This is a genomic window from Paenibacillus chartarius (assembly GCF_042432825.1).
Classification (GTDB): Bacteria; Bacillota; Bacilli; order Paenibacillales; family NBRC-103111; genus Gordoniibacillus; species Gordoniibacillus chartarius.
This window is the reverse complement of record NZ_JBHLWN010000098.1, coordinates 1-20252: the sequence shown is the minus strand read 5'-3', so window position 1 is coordinate 20252 and position 20252 is coordinate 1. Positions and strand designations below refer to the sequence as shown.

Here is a 20252-nt window from a genome sequence, read left to right as displayed (position 1 = left end):
ACTTACATTGCCCACGAGACTATGGAAACGGGTGTACATATGCATAAACCGGAAGCAGCGCCAGCCCCTCGGCCGCCTGTGAAGGTCGCCGTTACGGTCGAGAGCCGGGGCGGCGGCCAGCGCACGGCTTACCGCACGCAGGGCGACTGGTACGACAAGGGAGACCGCAGCTTCATCCGCTACGCGGAGCCGGCCAAGGAGTATGGGCGAACGACGACGATCGTCAACATCGGACCCGCCTCCGTCAAAATTTTGCGCCAAGGCGACATCCGCTCCGACATGACGTTCGTGCAAGGGGAGCTGCGCATCGGCTACTACGAAACGGCGCAGGGCCGCATGGAGCTCGCCGTACGCACGCGCTCCGTCCGCGATACGTGGAGCTCCGCAAGAACCGGCTCGGCAGCTAGAGTCCGGCGCGGAGCGGTCGAACTCGCCTATGATCTCGAAGTAGCCGGAGAACGGGCCGGCACTTATCATGTGAAGCTGACTATTCAGGAGGAACTATCGTCATGACCTCGAATGTGCTCGATACCGTCAAACAAACCCTTAAGGAAGAAATCGCCCGGAGCATCGTCGCCGCAGGAATCGTGGCCGCCGACCAGCTGCCGGAATTCGTCATTGAAGTGCCGAAGGAGAAGGCGCACGGCGACTTCGCTACGAACGTTGCGATGCAGCTGACCCGGATCGCGAAGCGCAACCCGCGCGACATCGCGCAAGCGATCTCCGACAACCTGAACAAAGAAGCCGTACATGTCGCATCCATCGACATTGCAGGTCCAGGCTTCATCAACTTCAAGATGGACAAGAGCTACCTGCACCCGATCATCCTCCAGGTACTGGAAGCCGGCGAACGCTACGGCTTCGTGAACATCGGCCGGGGCCAGCGCATCCAGGTCGAGTTCGTCTCGGCGAACCCGACCGGCTCGCTGCATCTCGGCCACGCCCGAGGCGCAGCTGTCGGCGACGCCCTGTGCAACCTGCTGGCGTTCGCCGGCTACGATGTTACGCGCGAATATTACATCAACGATGCCGGCAATCAGGTCGTCAACCTGGCCAAATCGCTGGAAGCCCGTTACCGTCAAGCGCTCGGGCAGGATGCCGAAATGCCGGAGGACGGTTATCACGGAGCGGACATCAAGCAGTTTGCCGAGGAGCTGGCACAAGAGAAGGGCGATGCGCTGCTGCAGCTCGGCGACGAGGAGCGCTTTCAATTTTTCCGCACGTACGGCCTGACCAAAGAACTGGACAAAATCAAACGCGACCTCGCCCGCTTCGGCGTCCATTTCGACGAATGGTTCTCCGAAACGTCGATCTACGAGAGCGGCGTCATTCCCGAAGTGCTCGACCAGATCCGCGCTCAGGGCCATATTTACGAGCAGGATGACGCAACGTGGCTGCGGACGACAACGTACGGCGACGACAAGGATCGCGTGCTGATCAAGAACGACGGGACGTTTACGTATTTGACGCCGGACATCGCTTATCACCGCAACAAGTACCAGCGCGGCTTCGACCGGATGATCAACATCTGGGGCGCGGACCATCACGGCTACATCCCGCGGATGAAAGCGGCGATGTCGGCGCTCGGCTACGATGCGGACAAGCTCACCGTTCTGATTGCCCAGATGGTGTCGCTGTTCCAGAACGGCGAGAAGGTGAAGATGTCCAAGCGGACGGGCAAGGCGGTGACGATGGAGGATCTGATGGACGAGGTCGGCGTCGACCCGATGCGCTACTTCTTCACGATGCGCAGCATGGATTCGCATCTCGACTTCGACATGGATCTTGCGGTGTCCAAATCGAACGAGAACCCGGTATTCTATGTACAGTATGCGCATGCGCGCATTTGCTCCATTTTCCGCCAAGCCGAAGAGCAGGGGATTCCGGTACAGCCGGTTCGCGAAGTGGACTTGTCCGTGCTTCGTACCGAGGAAGAATTCGACCTTCTGCGCAAAATGGGCGAGCTGCCCGAAGAAGTCGAAATCGCCGCCGGACAATACGCTCCGCACCGCTTGATCCGTTATGTATACGAACTGGCGAGCCAGTTCCACAGCTACTACAAAGCGGAGCGGGTGATTGTCGAGGATGCGGCGCTGACGCAGGCGCGGCTTGCTATGCTGGCCGCCCTGCGCACCGTCATCGCCAATGTGCTGCGCCTTGTCGGCGTGTCCTCCCCGGAGCGGATGTAATCCGCCCTTCCGGAAACACGCCGGTCAACCGCCGCGGAGCAGCTCGGCTACTGCACGTCTTGCATGAATACGGCCGGCCGTAACGCCGGCCTTTTTGCTGTCCTCGAACATGACCGATGTCCGGCGCAGCAGCTCCTTCACTTGCGGCGTTCTCAGACCCGGCCGGACCGACAGCAGCAAGGCGACTACGCCGCTGACGTGCGAGGTAGCCATGGACGTGCCGCTTAGCTCGTGGTATTTGCCGTGCAGCCACGCCGAATATACGTTCTCTCCGGGGGCGAAGATGTCGATCCGGCGGCCCCGGTTCGTGAACGGCGCCACTTTGTTCGCCCTCGTTGTCGCGCCGACCGAGATGACCTGCGGGAAGCGGGCCGGATAGTCGATGAACGACCGCCTGCCGTCGTTGCCGGACGAGGCCACAATGATTTTGCCGGAACGGAACGCGTTCAGCACGGCCAGCTCGAGGGATTTGTTATACGACTTCATACCGAAGCTCATATTGATGATGTCCAAATCGTTCTGTACGCACCAATCGATGCCGGCGATAATGTCCGACACATAAGCGCTGCCGTTGCTGTCGAACGCCTTGACGGCGTGTATGGTCGCTCGAGGTGCAACGCCGATCACTCCGTTCTGCTGCAGGCCGGCGCCGGCGATCGTTCCCGCGATATGGGTGCCGTGTCCGTTGTCGTCCAGGGGCGGGATCGAGCGGTTTACCAGATTGATGCCGCGGCCGATACATCGCCTGAGGTCCGGATGAGACGGATCGATGCCGGTGTCGATGACTCCGACCCGGACGTTATGTCCGGTCGCCCTCCGCCAAGCTTGAGGCGCGCGAATTTGGTTCACGCCCCAAGGGATATGGGGGGAGACGGGCGGTCTGCGGGACGAAGCGGGGTGACTGCTCATGTTCGGCTGATAACCGAGCTGCAGGCGCTTCTTCGTGTCCGTCTCGACGTCGGCGATGAAAGGGAACGCCAGCAATTGACGTTTGGCCTCCATAGCACAGGAGATCGAGATCCCGTTGATAATGGGTAGCGGCTGAATCCCGGTCAGATGCGTCCAGACATGCTTCCGCCGATTCCACTCGTTCATGCAGGCGGCGAACGCCTGGCTGTTCTCGAACCGAATGATGAGCCTGCGGGACGAAGGTGCCGAGCTGCCGATTTCGTCGTTCAGACGCTTCAGGAATCGAACCGTGTCCACAAGCAATGCCTCCACTCGCGAGGGAATAGATTCACTTCTTTTCCCAGCGTATTCGGCCGTGGTACTGCCCGTCTCGGCGCTCGGTGCTATTCCTGCAAAATAGGCCGTCCTCCGTGTCAAGCCGCGGAATCCCACATACGATACAGAGAGGGCGCACGGAACGCCCCGATCGGCAAGGAAAGGCGCCGAGGATACAGTCAAATAAGCGGAGGAGACGACCGCAGGGGTTGCGGCTGGCAAGGTCTCCTCCGTTTATTTTTGTAAATATAAGAAATTTATCTCGCCGAGCTCAATAATTTGGCTTATATTTCAACGGGTAACGCGCGTCTGCAAGACGGCGAAAGCCGTTTCCTCTTGTTTGGTGCGGGGCAAGTTGCATTTTTTACCGAAATAAGGTTTACTTATCTTTATCGATGATCGAAGGGATGATGGGGTTCCATGAGTCAATACACGCTCAAAATCAGCGAAGAACAAGCCAAGGAAATGCCGATGGTAGACCTAGCGTTCGAATTGTTGAAAGCGGCCAATACCCCTTTCTACTACCGTGATCTGATGGCGGAGATCGCCAAGATCAAAGGGCTGTCGGACGACGACGTCATGAAAGTCATCGCTCAACTATATACGGAAATCAACATCGATGGACGCTTTGCGTGTGTCGGTACGAATCTGTGGGGACTGAAGCGCTGGTATCCGGTCGAGAAGTCGGAGGATACGGTGGGCAGCGGCAAGCGTCCGCGCATCATCAACGACGATGACGACGACCTGGACGACGAGGAGCTGTACGCGGAGGAAGAGGAAGAGTCGTACGCAGTCGAAGAAGACGAGTTCGACGCCTTCGACGCTGACCGCGACGAGTTCGATACGACCGACGATTCGGAAGAAGAAGGCGAATTCTTCGAAGAGGAAGCCGAGGAGGAAGACGCTGAAGAAGCCGGCGAAGAATCGGGCGAAGACGGGTTTGAGGCTGACGGCGACGATGAAGAAGCCGATTATGACGACGATGACGACGACGATAAGTAAACGAAGGAGCGCCTCGATCGAGGCGCTTCAGATTGTCCTTGACACGGAAGAAGGTACCATGTACACTATTGCATGGGCTTTAAAAGAAATTTAACAAATTGTTAAAAATAAAAGTGCCCCGTGTGGAACGGGTGTCACTTTTTTTTGTTTTTTTGAAGCATATTACCAACACTAATCTTAGCAGCGGACTTATGAGGAGGTCTACATATCATGACTAAGTATATATTTGTAACAGGCGGTGTGGTGTCCTCCTTAGGAAAAGGGATCACGGCGGCTTCGCTTGGAAGGCTGCTCAAAAACCGGGGGCTCAAGGTTACGATTCAGAAGTTCGACCCTTACATTAACGTTGACCCGGGAACGATGAGCCCGTACCAGCACGGCGAGGTGTTCGTGACCGACGATGGCGCCGAAACGGACCTCGACCTGGGCCATTACGAGCGTTTCATCGATATCAACCTGTCCAAGAACAGCAACGTGACGACCGGTAAAGTATACTCTTCCGTCATTACGAAGGAACGCCGCGGCGAATATCTCGGCGGCACGGTCCAAGTCATTCCGCACATTACGAATGAAATTAAGGAACGGATCGTCCGGGCCGGACGCGAAGCGCAATCCGATGTCGTCATCACCGAGATCGGCGGTACTGTCGGCGATATCGAGAGCTTGCCGTTCCTCGAGGCGATCCGCCAGATGAAGAACGATATCGGCCGCAATAACGTCATGTATATTCATGTAACGCTTGTTCCTTTCATTAAGGCTGCAGGCGAAGTGAAGACGAAGCCGACTCAGCACAGCGTGAAGGAGCTGCGCGGACTAGGCATTCAGCCGCATGTGATCGTATGCCGGACCGAGCATTCGCTGGCCGACGACCTGAAGCGCAAAATCGCTCAGTTCTGCGACGTCGAGCCGGAAGCGGTCGTCGAATGCATCGATGCCGATACTTTGTATGAAGTACCGATGCTGCTGCGCGAGGAGGGCCTTGACGACATCGTAGTCAAGCACCTGGGCTTGTCCGCAGGGCAGCTTGATCTGACCGACTGGGAACACATGGTCAGCCGCATGAAGAACCTTCAGCACAAGACCGAAATTGCCATCGTCGGCAAATACGTAGCTCTGCACGATGCTTATTTGAGTATTGTGGAGGCGCTGGAGCATGCCGGTATCGACAGCAACACCGAAGTAAATATCCGCTGGGTGAACGCGGAAGAAGTATACGACCACAACGTCGACGAGCTTCTTTCGGGTGTGCAAGGGATCCTCGTGCCGGGCGGCTTCGGCGACCGCGGCATCGAGGGCAAAGTTTCGGCGATCCGTTACGCCCGTGAGAAACGCATCCCGTTCTTCGGCATCTGTCTCGGCATGCAAGTAGCCGTTGTGGAATATGCACGCTCCGTTTCGAAGCTGGAGGGGGCGAACTCCTCCGAGATCAATCCGGCGACGCCTTATCCGGTCATCGATTTGCTGCCGGAGCAGAAGGATATCGAGAACCTGGGCGGCACGATGAGGCTTGGATTATATCCATGCAAAATCGTCCCGGGCACGCTCGCCATGGAGTGTTATCAGGATGAGCTCGTCTATGAGCGCCATCGCCACCGGTATGAATTCAACAACCAGTACCGCGACCTGATTGAGTCGGCGGGGCTGAAGATCAGCGGCACATCGCCGGACGGTCGTCTCGTCGAGATGATCGAGCTGCCGGGTCATCCGTGGTTCCTGGCCGTACAGTTCCATCCGGAGTTCATCTCCAGACCGAACCGCCCGCAGCCTTTGTTCCGCGAATTTGTGAAGGCCGCTTTCAAACAAACCCACTAAGCCTGCAGCGGCACTGAATGGCTGCAAATGGTGCTAGAGGGAAACTCTTCAAACTTTTAGCGTGAATCGAGCAGGAATATAGCTCTTGACAGCGAATTACTGAAATTACGGTTATGACGGCTGCGACTCACTCGAGGAGGTATCGGTTTGAAGAAGAAGGTATTAATCGTCGACGATCAGAACGGTATTCGTGTTTTGCTAATGGAAGTGTTTAGCAACGAGGGGTATGATACGTACCAAGCGTCGAACGGGAAGCTGGCGCTGGAGATCGTCCGCAACGCAACGCCGGACCTGGTGCTGCTTGATATGAAGATTCCCGGCATGGACGGCTTGGATATTCTCAAGCATATCAAGAGCATGAATCCGGCGATCAAGGTTATTATGATGACAGTCTACGGCGAGCTGGACATGATAAAGGAAGCGACGGACCTCGGTGCCATCATGCACTTTACGAAGCCGTTCGATATCGATGAGCTGCGGATGGCGGTCAATCACCAATTGAATCAACCTTCTAACAACACGTTTGCTGTATAGTCACCCGCGGGTTCAAACCTCGAATGACATGAATAGTGAAATAAAGCGGACAGTCTTTGCGACTGCCCGCTTTATTATGTGCTGGCGGCGGAAGGTGACCGTTGCGGCTCCGCCTGCACGGAAGAAGCTCATCCGGTTGAAAGGGAGCGCCTCGTCGAAGACGAGCCGGGAGCTGCGAAACGCACGCGCCCGGCCTGTATTCCGATATCGGGAGAGCCCTCTCTTCGCGGCGCTTTAGCTGTATGCACATTGGGCATAATCATAGGGTGTCCGGGTTGCCGCAGCAGTTGTCCGGAAAGCTATGAAAATGCTTAGCTAAACTGTGTCATTTCCGGCTACTTGTGCTATAATAGGGCAGTATGACAATGAGCGGTCCCTATTAAGAGACGCAGACAAACCACCTAATCGTAGGAGGAAAGAAGCCATGCCATTAGTTTCAATGAATGAGTTTCTCCCTAAAGCCAAGGCGAATAAGTTCGCTGTAGGCCAATTCAACATGAACAACCTGGAGTTTGCCCAGGCGATCGTGGAGGCGGCAATGGAGCTGAAATCGCCGTTCATCTACGGCGTTTCCGAAGGCGCCCTGAAGTACATGGGCATCGAGTTCACGGTAGCCATGGCGGAAGCGGCTGCGAAGAAATCCGGTCTTCCGATCGCGCTTCACCTGGACCACGGCAGCAGCTTCGAAGTAGCGATGAAGTGTATCCGCGCGGGCTTCAGCTCCGTTATGTTCGACGGTTCCCATCATCCTTATGAAGAAAACATCAAGCTGACGAAGGAAATCGTTAAAGCAGCTCACGCTATGGGCGTATCCGTAGAGGGCGAGCTCGGTACGATCGGCGGCGTTGAAGACGACATTTCCGTTGAAGAAGAGAATGCCAACCTGGCGAAGCCGGAAGAAGCGATCCGTTTCTACGAAGAGACGGGTGTTGACGCTCTGGCGATCGCAGTCGGCACGGCGCACGGCATGTACTCCGGCGAGCCGAACATCCACTATGACATCATCGAGAAGGTATCCGCGGCGATTCCGGTGCCGATCGTTCTGCACGGCGGATCCGGCGTACCGGACGAGATGATCAAGAAGTCTATCGCGGCAGGCGTAGGCAAAATCAACGTCAACACCGAGAATCAAGTGGCGATGACGGAGACGATCCGCGATATCGTAACGAAGGATCAGAAAGTTTACGATCCTCGCAAATACTTGACTCCGGCTCGTAAAGCGATGGTCGAAGTCGTGAAGTCGAAGATTCTTCTGTTCGGAAGCAACAACCAAGCGTAAATCCCCATCTGATATATTGGGAAACGTTCAGCCCGCAGCGGCTCGGCGTTTCCCTCTCATCTATTATCCCGCCGTTATTCGGATGTCCCGATTTGATAGACGCACACATAACACCGAGACATGTAAGCAGCTTGTAGGGGGAAGAATCGTTCTATGGAAAAATTGATGATTGCCGGAGGCCGGCCGCTGCGCGGCACGGTTCAGATCAGCGGTGCTAAGAATAGTGCGGTGGCATTGATTCCTGCGGCCATTTTGGCGGAAACCCCTGTTACCCTTGATAATTTGCCGCATCTTAGCGATGTCAACACTTATGCCGAAATTCTTAGCGAGCTTGGCGGCGAAGTGACGTGGAACGATGACGTGATGGTCATTGATCCGAGCCGAATGAAGTCGATTCCGATGCCGAACGGCAAGGTTAAGAAGCTTCGGGCTTCGTATTATTTGATGGGGGCTCTGCTGGGCAGATTCGGCGAAGCCGTAATCGGCTTGCCGGGAGGCTGCAACTTTGAGCCGAGACCGATCGATTTGCATATCAAAGGCTTCGAGGCGCTCGGAGCGGAAGTGACGAACGAGAACGGCGCATTGCATATTCGTGCCAAACAATTGCGCGGCGCAAAGATTTATCTTGATATGGTCAGTGTAGGGGCTACGATTAATATTATGCTGGCGGCAGCTCGTGCCAAAGGCTCCACAATTATCGAAAATGCGGCCAAAGAGCCTGAAATTATAGATGTTGCTACATTATTGAACTCCATGGGTGCCAAAATTAAGGGAGCGGGTACCGAGACCATTCGCATTGAAGGCGTAGATGCGATGCACGGCTGCCGGCACTCCATCATTCCGGACCGGATTCAAGCCGGTACGTACATGATCGCCGCCGCCGCCACACGCGGTGACGTCACAATCGACAATGTCATTCCGAAACATATGGAAGCGATGACTGCCAAGCTGCAGGAGATGGGCGTACATATTTACGAGATGGACGAATCGATTCGTGTCGTCGGACAACCCGAATATCACAGCGTCGATGTGAAAGCGCTCGTATATCCCGGCTTTGCGACCGATCTTCAATCGCCGATGACGAGCCTGCTGTGTCAGGCGAGTGGTGTCAGCATCCTGACGGATTATGTATACAGCAACCGCTTCAAGCATGTCCCGGAGCTTGTACGGATGAATGCCAAAATCAAAGTCGAAGGCCGCTCGGCTGTAATTGAGCGATCCATACTAAGCGCCGCCAAAGTTCGCGCAACCGACCTTCGCGCCGGGGCCGCACTGGCCATCGCCGCGCTAAGCGTGCCGAACGGAGAGGTGACCGAAATCACCGGCGTTGAGTACATCGACCGCGGCTACGATAACTTTGTCTTCAATCTCTCCATGCTGGGCGCCGAAGTGTGGCGAACCGAAGAAGAGTGACGAGTATTCCGTATTGCGAATCGGGCTTTCTGACTGGCGAAATAACTTCCTCCATTCCGGAGTCCCCGCAAAGTTATCGAACTTAGCTTCGATGTGCAGCTCCGCTTTGCGGGGGAGCAGTCGCTTCTTCGAATTACTGCGGATAAGAGTTTTTCTCAGGCCTTTGTCGCAGTCTATGTATGAGATTGTGGTTATCTTAGTAACAGTAAATATTGCGGTTTCTCCTTAGTTCTGTAGCATAGTACATTGTTTCTAGTCTTATGCCTGCGCTGCGGGATGTCGATTCCGCAGCCGCAGGCCTCCCTCCCCCCAGCCGTAATCCGGTTGGAAGTAACGTCGAGTGTGCGGAGCTGCGGAGGATGTGCTATGGGGGCGGAGAGCGAAGCGTGCGCCTTTAAACTCGGGTTCCATCCGCTATGTTGAATTCAGGGAACCCGAGTTTAACGAAGCCGTAAACCCATGGCACAATCCGCAGCAGCGCAGCACCCGCGCGATAAACTCGCCCGGCAGCATATGATTATTTCCAACCGATTACGGCAATACTGTTTAGATCATATTAATAGTTTGGTGGTTGATCCTCATAATGGATATGCAATTAGCACAACTGGAAGCTCTGAAGCTGACCGAGCTCTACAAGCTCGCCAAGAGCCATCAGATTCCCGCCTACGGGCAAATGAAAAAGCGAGAACTTATTTTTGCCATCTTGAGAGCTCAGGCGGAGAAGAGCGGCCTCATGTTTATGCAGGGCGTGCTCGAGGTATTGTCGGAAGGCTTCGGCTTCCTCAGACCGATCAACTACTTGCCGAGCTCCGAGGACATCTACATCTCGGCTTCGCAAATCCGCAAATTCGATTTGCGGTCGGGCGACCTGGTATCCGGCAAATGCCGGCCGCCGAAGGAGAACGAAAGATATTTCGGTCTGCTGCAGGTAGAAGCGGTCAACGGACTCGATCCGGCTACTGCGTCGGAGCGGCTTCATTTTCCTGCATTAACACCGCTTTACCCGCAAAAGAAAATCACGATGGAGACCTCCCCCGAGAAGCTGTCCACCCGAATTATGGATTTGCTCGCCCCGGTCGGGTTGGGCCAGCGCGGCCTGATCGTCGCCCCTCCGAAAGCCGGTAAGACGCTGCTCCTGAAAGAAATCGCCAACAGCATCTCCACCAACTACCCGGATATCGAGCTGTTTGTGCTGCTGATCGACGAGCGGCCGGAGGAGGTCACGGACATGCAGCGCTCGGTCCGCGGCGAGGTCGTGGCGTCTACGTTCGATGAGCTGCCGGAGAACCATATCAAGGTGGCGGAGCTCGTCATGGAGCGTGCACAGCGTCTCGTGGAGTCGAAGAAGGACGTCGTCATTTTGCTGGACAGCATTACACGTTTGGCGCGCGCCTACAACCTGGTCGTTCCTCCTACGGGCCGTACGCTTTCCGGCGGTATCGATCCGGGTGCGTTCCATCGGCCGAAGCGCTTCTTCGGTGCGGCGCGGAACATCGAGGAGGGCGGCTCGCTGACGATTCTTGCGACAGCTCTTGTGGAAACGGGCTCGCGGATGGACGATGTCATCTATGAAGAGTTTAAAGGAACGGGCAACCTCGAGCTGCACCTGGACCGCAAGCTGGCGGAGCGCCGTGTATTCCCGGCGATCGACATTCGCCGCTCCGGCACGCGCCGCGAGGAGATGCTTCTCACGAAGGAAGAGCTTGAGAAGATTTGGGCGATTCGCAAGAGCATGAACGATTCTCACGAATATACCGAAGCGTTCATCAAGAAGCTGGCCGACACGAAGACGAACCAGGAATTCCTCGATTCCATCGAGAAGCCGAACGTGAATGCGCCGGGCGGCGGGACCAACAAACGTGTGAAAAATTCCGCCTCCTGATCAGATTGTCTACTAACGAAATGAAGGTGTACCTCCATGAATTTGGTTTACGCAGATGCGGACGGAAACGTGTACGATCATCCCGGCTACACAGCTCTCGGCCGTAACGGCGATATGATCACGGATATACTAGAGGAAGAGCTGATTCCGCTCCCCGAAGGAGCGACGCTGGTCAGCCTTCCGAACACAATGCCGGTAGCTATCGACGATGAGACGGGCGAGATGGTGACGGTTCCCGGCGATGTTACCGCAGTTGGCGCGCTGCTGCCGCAGGGCTTCACCCGGCTGCTGCTGCCCAGCTACGTCAAGACGGATAAAAAAGCGCTTCTCCCGCTGTTTGGTTATACGGCGGTTGTCTGGAAGGACGGCCGATTTTATGTCGCTGCGGATCCGACCGACGATCCGGAGCCGTGGAATCCGCGCAATTGCGACCCGGACCAGCTCGAAGTGCAGGTCAAGAGGCTGACAAGCCAGTATCCGGACAACCGGCTGTACCAGCATTTGTCCCACTGCGCTCTCGGTTACGAATGCCTGACGGCCTCGAATACGTTTCTGCAGCGTCTGGAAGGGGCTGTGCCGGTGTCGTACACCTGCAATGCCGGCTGCCACGGATGTATTTCGGAGCAGCCCGACGACAGCGGTTTCCCTGCGCCTCAGACGCGAATGAACTTCAAGCCGACGGTCGAGGAGATCGTACAGGTGATGCTGGAGCAGCTCAAGGAACCGGAGAGCATTATCTCGTTCGGTCAAGGCTGCGAGGGCGAGCCGGCGACGATGGCGGCGCTCATTATACCCGCGATCAAAGAAGTGCGCGAGCGCACGAAGCTCGGCTACATCAACATCAACACGAATGCCGGGCTCACCGACCACATTCGCGGTATTGTCGATGCCGGGCTCGATTTGATGCGAGTCAGTACGATCAGTGCGCTGGATGACCACTATAACGCTTATTACAAGCCGCGCGGCTACACGTTGCAAAACGTGGAGAAGTCCCTGCGTTACGCAGCGGACAAGGGCGTCATTACCTCGATTAATTATCTCATCTTCCCGGGGGTTACCGACCGCGAGGAAGAAATCGAGGCGATGATCGATTTTGCCCGCCGTACCGGCCTGAAGCTCATTCAAATGCGGAATTTGAACCTGGATCCGGAAAGCTATTACAGCATTATTCCGAAGCCTCGCGGCGAGATTGTTGGAATGAAGCAGATGCTGGACATCTTCCGCGAAGAGCTTCCGGATGTCGTAATCGGCTCCTACACGCATGCTCCGTCCTTCTTCAAAAGACTTGCGGCGGATGAAGCGCCTATGTTATAATCGAATTCGTGTCAATAGAACTCTGGATTCGCAAAGAGTCCAGGGCGGAAAGAGGTGAACGAAAATGAGAGAAGCGATTCAACCGAAATACCATGTGACGACTGTTACTTGCGCCTGCGGCAACACGTTCGAGACAGGTTCCGTTAAGCCGAACCTTCGCGTGGAAATTTGCTCCAACTGCCACCCTTTCTTCACGGGTAAGCAGAAGTTCATCGATGCCGGCGGCCGCGTTGATAAATTCAAGAAGAAATACGGCATGTAATCTGCATGCGATTCCCATTAGGGATTGCGGCATAGGAACACCTCCCACGGGTATTCTAACGGGTAGACGGAAGAAGAAGCTTCTTCTTTCCGAACTCGTCAGATCGAGGGAGGTGTTTTTGTGTTGACCAATCATCACGACAACGGCCATCATCGATGTTATCGCCAATACCGCTTACCGATTATTACGGCTGTGCTTGGAGCCGCTCTGGCACTGTCCGGCTGCGGGAATCACAATGCCGACGGCACGCCGAAGGCGCAAAACTATCCGGCGGACGGTTATATGGGTTTAACCAGCGTCAGCCCGAACAATCCGGTTAACCCGGGATATCATCACACCCGCGATGACGTACGCATGATGCGTCAGGTCATTAACGGCATTCCGGAGGTTACGAATTCGACCATCACCTTGAACGGTCCCATCGCAAATGTCGATCTTGATTTGAAGCAGGGAACCTCCGAAACCGATGCAAGCCGCATCCGCGACCTAGCCTTCCATCAGTTGGAGCAGCAGATGCCGCGCTACCAGATCAGAGTAACGACAGACCGGCGATAATCACGGTATCGCTAGCCTAGCCGAAGACGGCTAGGCTGCTTGTCGTTAGATCAGTTTTGTGCGAAGCTTCCTACGGACAGGGCGTGCTGTGCCCACACGATATCCCGAATCTGCGCAGCGTTGTGATGAGTGCAGTCGATGACAACGACGACCTCGGGCAACGGCCTCTTTTTGCGCACGACACCCTTCTTTTTTAATAGCCGCATTTGAAAGAGGCACCCGACGGCAAAGCCGGCTAGCGCCGCGGCGAGCCCGCAAATAATCGGTCCCCAAGGCAAAATAAAGCCGACACTTGCCCCGATTACAGCAATGCCGGTAGCCGCAGCAATTCCCGTCTCGACGACACTTGTACGATACGGTGGCTGCTGAAATGACAAGTCATGCTGGGGTTCCGTTTCCATATTCCAAACGACGATGTGCTCGCGCGCGACACCGAGGTTTTCGATCATAGCCAGCGCTTGCTCCAATTCAAGACTGTGGGGGAACGTAGCCGTAACGATCATAGCCGAGCCTCAATACCGTTTCCGATGCAAACCTTAGAATAACGGTAACGATCAGTTAAAAATTGGCGCTGCTCATCCCGGAACAGCTTGTTGTGCTCTACTGCCCTTACGAAAGCGTGATATACGGCCCCGCCCATGACGGACGGCATGAAAAGCAGCCAATGCGGGTTAAGCAGCGTCGTCGAATAACTCAAGTTGCCGAGCACAAGGTACAGCAAAGCTTCATAGGCCCGAGAGTTCGAAGCGTAAAACCACCACCAGAACATGGCATAGAACGCAAGAAATATGCGATGATTGTACAGCTGTCCCATTCCCGGGAACAATGTAGAATATATCATTGCAGTAACGGGATTCTTTTGTTCGACATATTGAACTTCGGAGCCGTATAGATGCACACTGGGCAGCCGTGACTGTTCCCGGTCCGCGAGGTCGTAGAGCTTGTTCATGGTCAAAGTTGAGCGATAACAGTCGCCGATGCTCAGGAGATAAACGGCCAAATACCCAAACATCCAATTCGGTTCGAGGATGCTCTTAGCCTCCTCGAAGCGCCCGCAGAACGACAACACCATCGCCTCGTTAATGTGGGCAAGTGTGTTGATAATCACCTCGGATAAAGTGAGAAGCGTGCCCCGAGAAAATTTTTGCAATAAATAATGCCCGAAGCCGGGGAAAACAGCCGACCACCAGGCCACCATCAGCGGATTGCGGGGATGCAGCTGGATTATGCCGAATACGCTTAATCTGGCAAGAGGGCGCCGAGGAGCGTCGTTCATGAAGCAACTTACCTTTCTATCGGTTAATGGACAACAAGCGGATCCAGTTTGTCATATCTTTGCCATAATGGTTTTTGGTCATTCGGGCCCGCTGCTATCCGTTATCCAAGATCACCCAGTTGCACTTTGCCTGCCGATGGGCTATACTAAGTTTCGGCCGGGTCCTCCGCAATGGATGCCCGCGAATCTGGTCAGGTCCGGAAGGAAGCAGCCATAAGCGGGAAGTTTCATGTGCCGGAGGGGTGCCTGGCTCTACATACCCTTTCGACAACAACTAACAAACGATAGGCCTCATCGACCAGTAATAACTGGGACGTGAGGCCTTATTTGTATTTCCGCCCAAATGCCGGAAGGGAAATGCAAGCCATCCGCAGAACTATGCAAACGGAGGTGCATGCTATATGGTGGATCCGGCAAAATCTTTCGTAGACCTTCGAAGCGAGGCAAAGCGAGTGCTGCGGCACTTCGATGCTTCGGGCCGAATTAACGTCGTCCTCGTTACACCTCAAGGCTTCGTCATAGCGGCGAATGACAGCTTCGCTCGGAGCTGCGGCTGTTCGGCCGCGGCGGAACTGTCGGGCCGGCCGGTTCGTGAGCTGCTCGAATGGCCGGAAGGCAGCTTGCCGCTAGAAGAAAGGATGATCCCGGGAGTAGGCGGCATCGTACCGGTGGAGGTAGGCGGACAATCCGCATTTGCCGTCTATGTCCGGAATTCACTGACTCCTGAACAAAACCGTTCTCGCGCACTCCTGGAGCGTTTCTCTGCAAGCTTTATAAAAGATGTGAATTTAGGTGTTCTGTTAATCGATTTGGATTATACGTTATTAAATATCAGCGATACGGCTTGCCGCATACTGGGGTATGAACGGGAAGAAGTGATGTTCCGCTCGCTGGATGATATTTTCGCACATGTTCCCGTTCAGCATCGGCTTGTGCAGCGCACTATTCTCGATGGCGTTATCGTGCGCAATCATGCGGTGTCTTGGGCGAACGCGGAAAGCCGCTATGATCTGCTGCTCGACTCCAACGTGTTGAGAGGGGAAGACGGGCGCATCGTCGGGGCGTATGTCATGTTTAAAGACGTTACGCATTTGCGGTCGCTCGAGGCCCAGGTACAGCGCAGCGACCGGCTGGCGATGATCGGCCAGATCGCGGCGGGCACCGCCCACGAGATTCGCAATCCGCTTACCTCCATCAAAGGGTTTCTGCAAATCCTGAAGTCGACGTTCGAGGACCGGGAGATGCTGAAGGAACGCTCCTTTACCGAGGTAATGCTGACCGAAATCGACCGGATTAACGAGCTCGTCAGCGAGTTTTTACTGCTCAGCAAGCCACGGGAAGCGACGCTGTCTGAGGTCGACATTCAGGTGGTGCTTGAAGGGATTTTACCGATCATCCGCAATGAAGCGCTGCTGCACGGAACGGAGGTCAAGTACGTTCCCTTGCAAGGCGGACTCCCTTCCGTTATCGCTGACCAGGAGCTGCTGAAGCAGGTGTTTCTCAACATCAGCAAGAACGGCATCGAAGCGATGGGCGAAGGGGGCGTATTGACGATTGTGGAGCGGCTGGACCCGCTGGAACGAAAAGTGCTGATCGATATTCACGATACGGGACCGGGCATTCCGCTTTTTCTGGTCGATAAAATCTTCGATCCATTCTTTACGACGAAAGAAGAGGGGACCGGACTGGGCTTATCGGTATGCCAGCGCATCGTGCACGATATCGGCGGGACGATCCGAGTGTCGTCCAAGGGCTACGGTACCACGTTTACCGTAGGTATCCCTTTTTCCTGACGGATCGTGTATAATAGAGGTCATCAAATTGTGGCTCGCCACATGGAGAGGAACCTCATGGCACATATTGCATTATACCGGACATACCGGCCGCAAAGCTTCGGGGATGTCGTCGGGCAGAAGCACATCGTGCAGACGCTGCAGAACTCTCTCCGTGAGCGAAGATTTACGCACGCTTATCTGTTCAATGGACCTCGCGGTACAGGAAAGACGAGTGCGGCCAAGATTATGGCCAAAGCGGTCAACTGCGAGCGGGGGCCGGCAGAGGAGCCTTGCAACGAATGTGAAGCCTGCCGCCGCATCACGGAGGGGGCGGTCATGGACGTCGTGGAGATTGACGCCGCTTCCAACCGGGGCGTTGAAGAAATCCGCGATATTCGGGACAAAGTGAAATACGCGCCGACGGAAGTCCGGCATAAGGTATACATCATCGACGAAGTTCACATGCTGACGACGGAAGCCTTTAACGCGCTGCTGAAGACGCTGGAGGAACCGCCGGCGCATGTGATGTTTATTCTGGCGACAACGGAGCCGCACAAGCTCCCGCCGACGATCATTTCCCGCTGCCAGCGTTTCGACTTCAGACGCGTTTCCTTAGAGGAGCAGATGGAGCGAATCAGCTACATCGCGGGGAAAGAGGGAATCGATATCAGCCGCGATGCGCTGCATTATATCGCCAGGCTGTCGGACGGCGGGATGCGGGATGCGCTCAGTCTGCTCGATCAGATTATCGCTTATTCCGGGGAACGGGTGGAGCTCTCCGACGTGCTCGGAATTACGGGCGGACTAGCCGGAGAGCAGTTCGAGAAGCTGATCGCGGCGATGCGCGAGCGGGATATCGGTACAGCGATGGAGCTGGTCGACGCTTTCATGCAAGAAGGCAAGAGTGCCGACAAATGCATGGAGAGCCTCATTCAATATTTCCGCGACCTGCTCGTGGTGAAGATGATCCCCGATTCGAAATCGATGACGGATCGGATCTGGAATGCGGAGCAGCTAGCCCGCATTGCAGCGCCTTTTACGCCGCAGGAGCTGATGCAGACGATTGAAGTTCTCAATCATTATCTCAGCGAGATGAAATATTCCGCACAGCCGCAGACATTATTCGAAGTAGCGATGATGAGGGCGTGTGCCGGTGACCGCGTAGCGGCGGGTGCGCAGCGGACCGCTGCCGCAGCGGAGCCGTCCGGCGTTGCGGCGGCCGGTATCGAGCCTGCGGCTGTTGCCGAGCTGAACCGCAAGGTACAGCGGCTGGAGGAGCAGCTGCAGAAGCTGCTGCAGGGCGGGGCGGCTCCGGACGGCGGCGGTGCCGCGCCTCGTCCGTCCGTGATGGGCTCGCGGGCCGGCGGTTCCGCTGCTTCAGCACCGGTTCGCAAATCCAGCGTGAAGCTGCAAGGCTTCCTGGCTTCGGCCGATTCGGCGGAGCTTCGCGCCGTTCTGACCGCTTGGCATTCGATTCTGTCGGTTGTGAAAGACAGGAAAATCACCGTCCATGCATGGCTTGTGGACGGAGAACCCGTCGGCGTGGAAGGCGATACGGTCTTGCTTGCCTTCAAGAGCGCCATGCATCGGGATACGACCGAGAAGCCTGCAAACCGGCAGCTGATCGAGCAGGTGATGCACGAGGTGCTGGGCAGGCCGGTCCATTTCGCAACGGTCATGATGAAGGAATGGAAGGATGCCCAGTCCGATGCTTCCGGGGCGAATGCGCCGAAGGAAACGATGCAGCTCGAGCACGAGGACCCGAAGGCGGCGTCCAAGGAAGAGTGGATTTCCGAAGCGATCCACCTGTTCGGCGACGGGCTGGTCAAGATTCAAGACGACTAATTCCAATATAGGAGCGATTACAAATGAACCAAATGCAGCAAATGATGAAGCAAGTGAAGAAGATGCAGGAGCAAATGGAGAAGACGCAGCAGGAGCTTGCCAACAAGACGGTGGAAGGCTCGGCAGGCGGTGTCGTTACCGTTACGGCGAACGGCCAGAAAAAAATTATGGCGATTACCATTAAACCGGAAGCTGTAGACCCGGAAGACGTCGAAATGCTGCAGGATCTCGTATTGACAGCGGTCAATGACGCGCTTGCGAAAGCGGAAGAGCTGGCCAACAAGGACATGGGGAGACTGACCGGCGGCTTGAACATCCCCGGGCTGTTCTAATGTTTTACCCGGAACCCATATCTCGATTAATTGACGCCTTTTCCCGTCTGCCCGGAGTCGGTCCGAAGACGGCGGGGCGTCTTGCCTTTCATGTGCTGCGCATGAAGGAAGATGACGTGCTCGATTTTGCCAAGGCGCTCGTGAACGTCAAACGCAATTTGCATTACTGCTCGGTCTGCTGCAATATTACCGATATCGATCCGTGCCGGATTTGTCAGGACAAATCCCGGGACGGGTCTGTCATCTGCGTCGTGCAGGAGCCGAAAGATCTGGTTGCGATGGAGCGTACGAAGGAGTTTACGGGCTACTACCACGTGCTGCATGGCGCCATTTCGCCAATGGAAGGAATCGGCCCGGATCAGATTCATATCCCCGAGCTGCTGAAGCGCCTTGGCGACGAAAGGGTGCAGGAACTGATTCTTGCCACCAACCCGAACGTCGAAGGCGAAGCGACGGCAATGTATTTATCCCGGCTTGTCAAAGGCTTCGGCCTGAAGGTGACACGGATCGCGCACGGTTTGCCGGTCGGCGGGGACTTGGAATATGCCGATGAAGTGACGTTAACCAAGGCGCTCGAAGGGCGCCGCGAGCTGTAAGGAATGTCCCGGACGCTTTGGCGTTCCGGGGCTTTTTTGTATTCCGCTGCTTGTTCATAAACTCGTATTGCCCCTCATAATCATAGTCTTGAGCGAATTGGACAAGATTGGTGTCGAGGGAGGACCAGAATATGCAGTTGAAAATGTTGCGGCAATGGATGCAACCGAGGCGGCAGCGTCAAGAACGAGAGCGGAACGAAAAGTACGAGTTATACCAGGAAGTGCGTAAAGCCCATGCTGATTGGGAAATAGCGCAAACCCGTTTGGATTATGCGGTCAGCAAGGATGAGATCGACTACGCAATCTATGCGCTGGAGGCAGCGGAGAAGCGCTACGAGATGCTGATCAAGGCGGCGAAGCAAGCGAAGCTCAGCCTGATTGACAGCGACAAGGTGATGGAGGCTGGCGGTGCATGAAAATGATCATGTGGGGGGTTCTCGGCGTTTCGGCGCTGCTGCTGATCATCGTTGTCCTGCGCAGCCGTGCTGCCGGCCGTTGGCTGACTTATCTAGGTGTGAATATCATAGTTGCGGCATTTCTGCTGTATTTTGTGAACCTTGTCAGCTCTTATACGCAATTTACTTTGCCGATTAATGTAACTACGATTGCAACGGTTGGTGTGCTCGGGGTGCCGGGGCTCATGCTGCTGGCAGCTTTAAAGCTCGTTCTCATTTAAGGGGGAAAATTTCTCGACACCCGGTGTTGACTCCGGGTGTCGTTTCGTGTTACTTTATTACTCGCCGCTCCGAATTGCCGGATTGAGCAACGGGGAGTATAAGAATTACCAGTTGCCACGGACAGGGCGGGTGTGATATATTATAAAAGTCGCCGCTAAAACCGGTGACGTTGAGATTGCTCTTTGAAAACTGAATGACGAGTGAGAGGTTTTCGCAAGAAAACAAACACGCAAGTGTTATCAATGAGCAAGTCGAACTACCCTTATTGGAGAGTTTGATCCTGGC

20 protein-coding genes and 1 other RNA gene are annotated in these 20252 nt (G+C 55.4%); 18 read left to right on the top strand and 3 right to left on the bottom strand.

Features of this window, described 5'->3' with window-relative positions; genetic code table 11:
• The first annotated feature begins 39 nt into the window (after positions 1–39).
• Together ACFFK0_RS24095 and argS are read left to right on the top strand one after the other, a co-directional pair.
• The gene (locus ACFFK0_RS24095) at positions 40–513 is read left to right on the top strand and encodes a YwiB family protein (protein ID WP_377472925.1); all 474 of its coding nucleotides are present in this window, start codon (positions 40–42) and stop codon (positions 511–513) included.
• Positions 510–2189, top strand: coding sequence for an arginine--tRNA ligase (gene argS / locus ACFFK0_RS24090; RefSeq protein WP_377472924.1), 1680 nt, complete (start codon positions 510–512; stop codon positions 2187–2189). The genes ACFFK0_RS24095 and argS overlap by 4 nt, the downstream gene beginning before the upstream one ends.
• Positions 2190–2213: 24 nt before the next feature.
• Here argS and ACFFK0_RS24085 read toward each other — a convergent pair whose 3' ends face one another.
• A complete protein-coding gene (locus ACFFK0_RS24085) occupies positions 2214–3395 on the bottom strand; it encodes a S8 family peptidase (RefSeq protein ID WP_377472923.1) in 1182 nt (393 codons plus the stop codon).
• Positions 3396–3833: 438 nt separating this feature from the next.
• On the opposite strand from ACFFK0_RS24085, the gene rpoE reads away from it, so the two are divergent.
• The 9 genes from rpoE (at position 3834) to ACFFK0_RS24040 (ending at position 13466) form a co-directional block, all read left to right on the top strand.
• A complete protein-coding gene (gene rpoE, locus ACFFK0_RS24080; RefSeq protein ID WP_377472922.1) occupies positions 3834–4415 on the top strand; it encodes a DNA-directed RNA polymerase subunit delta in 582 nt (193 codons plus the stop codon).
• Positions 4416–4625: 210 nt separating this feature from the next.
• Positions 4626–6227, top strand: a complete 1602-nt coding sequence (pyrG, locus tag ACFFK0_RS24075) for a CTP synthase (RefSeq protein WP_377472921.1) — start codon at positions 4626–4628, stop codon at positions 6225–6227.
• A gap of 147 nt (positions 6228–6374) precedes the next feature.
• Positions 6375–6761: a response regulator gene (locus ACFFK0_RS24070; RefSeq protein ID WP_377472920.1), complete on the top strand. Its 387-nt coding sequence runs from the start codon at positions 6375–6377 to the stop codon at positions 6759–6761.
• 424 nt (positions 6762–7185) lie between these two features.
• On the top strand, positions 7186–8040 hold the full coding sequence (fba, locus tag ACFFK0_RS24065) for a class II fructose-1,6-bisphosphate aldolase (RefSeq protein ID WP_377472919.1): 855 nt from the start codon (positions 7186–7188) through the stop codon (positions 8038–8040).
• Positions 8041–8193: 153 nt separating this feature from the next.
• Positions 8194–9453, top strand: a complete 1260-nt coding sequence (gene murA, locus ACFFK0_RS24060) for a UDP-N-acetylglucosamine 1-carboxyvinyltransferase (RefSeq protein ID WP_377472918.1) — start codon at positions 8194–8196, stop codon at positions 9451–9453.
• Between the two features lie 583 nt (positions 9454–10036).
• Positions 10037–11335, top strand: coding sequence for a transcription termination factor Rho (gene rho / locus ACFFK0_RS24055; protein ID WP_377472917.1), 1299 nt, complete (start codon positions 10037–10039; stop codon positions 11333–11335).
• A gap of 36 nt (positions 11336–11371) precedes the next feature.
• Positions 11372–12649 carry a radical SAM family protein gene (locus tag ACFFK0_RS24050; protein WP_377472916.1) on the top strand — a complete coding sequence of 426 codons (1278 nt, stop codon included), beginning with the start codon at positions 11372–11374 and terminating at the stop codon, positions 12647–12649.
• A 64-nt stretch (positions 12650–12713) separates the two neighbouring features.
• On the top strand, positions 12714–12911 hold the full coding sequence (gene rpmE, locus ACFFK0_RS24045) for a 50S ribosomal protein L31 (RefSeq protein WP_377472915.1): 198 nt from the start codon (positions 12714–12716) through the stop codon (positions 12909–12911).
• A 120-nt stretch (positions 12912–13031) separates the two neighbouring features.
• The gene (locus ACFFK0_RS24040; RefSeq protein ID WP_377472914.1) at positions 13032–13466 is read left to right on the top strand and encodes a hypothetical protein; all 435 of its coding nucleotides are present in this window, start codon (positions 13032–13034) and stop codon (positions 13464–13466) included.
• 50 nt (positions 13467–13516) lie between these two features.
• On the opposite strand, the gene ACFFK0_RS24035 is transcribed toward ACFFK0_RS24040, so the two are convergent.
• Together ACFFK0_RS24035 and ACFFK0_RS24030 are read right to left on the bottom strand one after the other, a co-directional pair.
• Entirely contained in the window at positions 13517–13969 is a 453-nt protein-coding gene (locus tag ACFFK0_RS24035) for a hypothetical protein (protein WP_377472913.1), read from the bottom strand.
• Positions 13966–14742 carry a DUF5683 domain-containing protein gene (locus ACFFK0_RS24030; protein WP_377472912.1) on the bottom strand — a complete coding sequence of 259 codons (777 nt, stop codon included), beginning with the start codon at positions 14740–14742 and terminating at the stop codon, positions 13966–13968. Before ACFFK0_RS24030 ends, ACFFK0_RS24035 begins: the two co-directional genes overlap by 4 nt.
• A gap of 155 nt (positions 14743–14897) precedes the next feature.
• Here ACFFK0_RS24030 and ffs point away from each other — a divergent pair.
• The 7 genes from ffs to ACFFK0_RS23995 all read left to right on the top strand — a co-directional run bounded on the left by ffs (position 14898) and on the right by ACFFK0_RS23995 (position 19966).
• An RNA gene (gene ffs, locus ACFFK0_RS24025) (signal recognition particle sRNA small type) lies at positions 14898–14997 on the top strand.
• A gap of 146 nt (positions 14998–15143) precedes the next feature.
• Positions 15144–16535 (top strand): ATP-binding protein, encoded by a 1392-nt coding sequence (locus tag ACFFK0_RS24020; RefSeq protein ID WP_377472911.1) that lies wholly within the window; start codon positions 15144–15146, stop codon positions 16533–16535.
• Positions 16536–16592: 57 nt separating this feature from the next.
• Entirely contained in the window at positions 16593–18362 is a 1770-nt protein-coding gene (gene dnaX / locus ACFFK0_RS24015; RefSeq protein WP_377472910.1) for a DNA polymerase III subunit gamma/tau, read from the top strand.
• Between the two features lie 23 nt (positions 18363–18385).
• Positions 18386–18694 (top strand): YbaB/EbfC family nucleoid-associated protein, encoded by a 309-nt coding sequence (locus ACFFK0_RS24010; protein ID WP_377472909.1) that lies wholly within the window; start codon positions 18386–18388, stop codon positions 18692–18694.
• Positions 18694–19290: a recombination mediator RecR gene (gene recR, locus ACFFK0_RS24005; protein ID WP_377472907.1), complete on the top strand. Its 597-nt coding sequence runs from the start codon at positions 18694–18696 to the stop codon at positions 19288–19290. Before ACFFK0_RS24010 ends, recR begins: the two co-directional genes overlap by 1 nt.
• Before the next feature lie 131 nt (positions 19291–19421).
• Positions 19422–19706, top strand: coding sequence for a DUF2508 family protein (locus ACFFK0_RS24000; protein ID WP_377472906.1), 285 nt, complete (start codon positions 19422–19424; stop codon positions 19704–19706).
• Positions 19703–19966 (top strand): pro-sigmaK processing inhibitor BofA family protein, encoded by a 264-nt coding sequence (locus ACFFK0_RS23995; RefSeq protein WP_377472905.1) that lies wholly within the window; start codon positions 19703–19705, stop codon positions 19964–19966. The genes ACFFK0_RS24000 and ACFFK0_RS23995 overlap by 4 nt, the downstream gene beginning before the upstream one ends.
• Positions 19967–20252 lie beyond the last annotated feature (286 nt).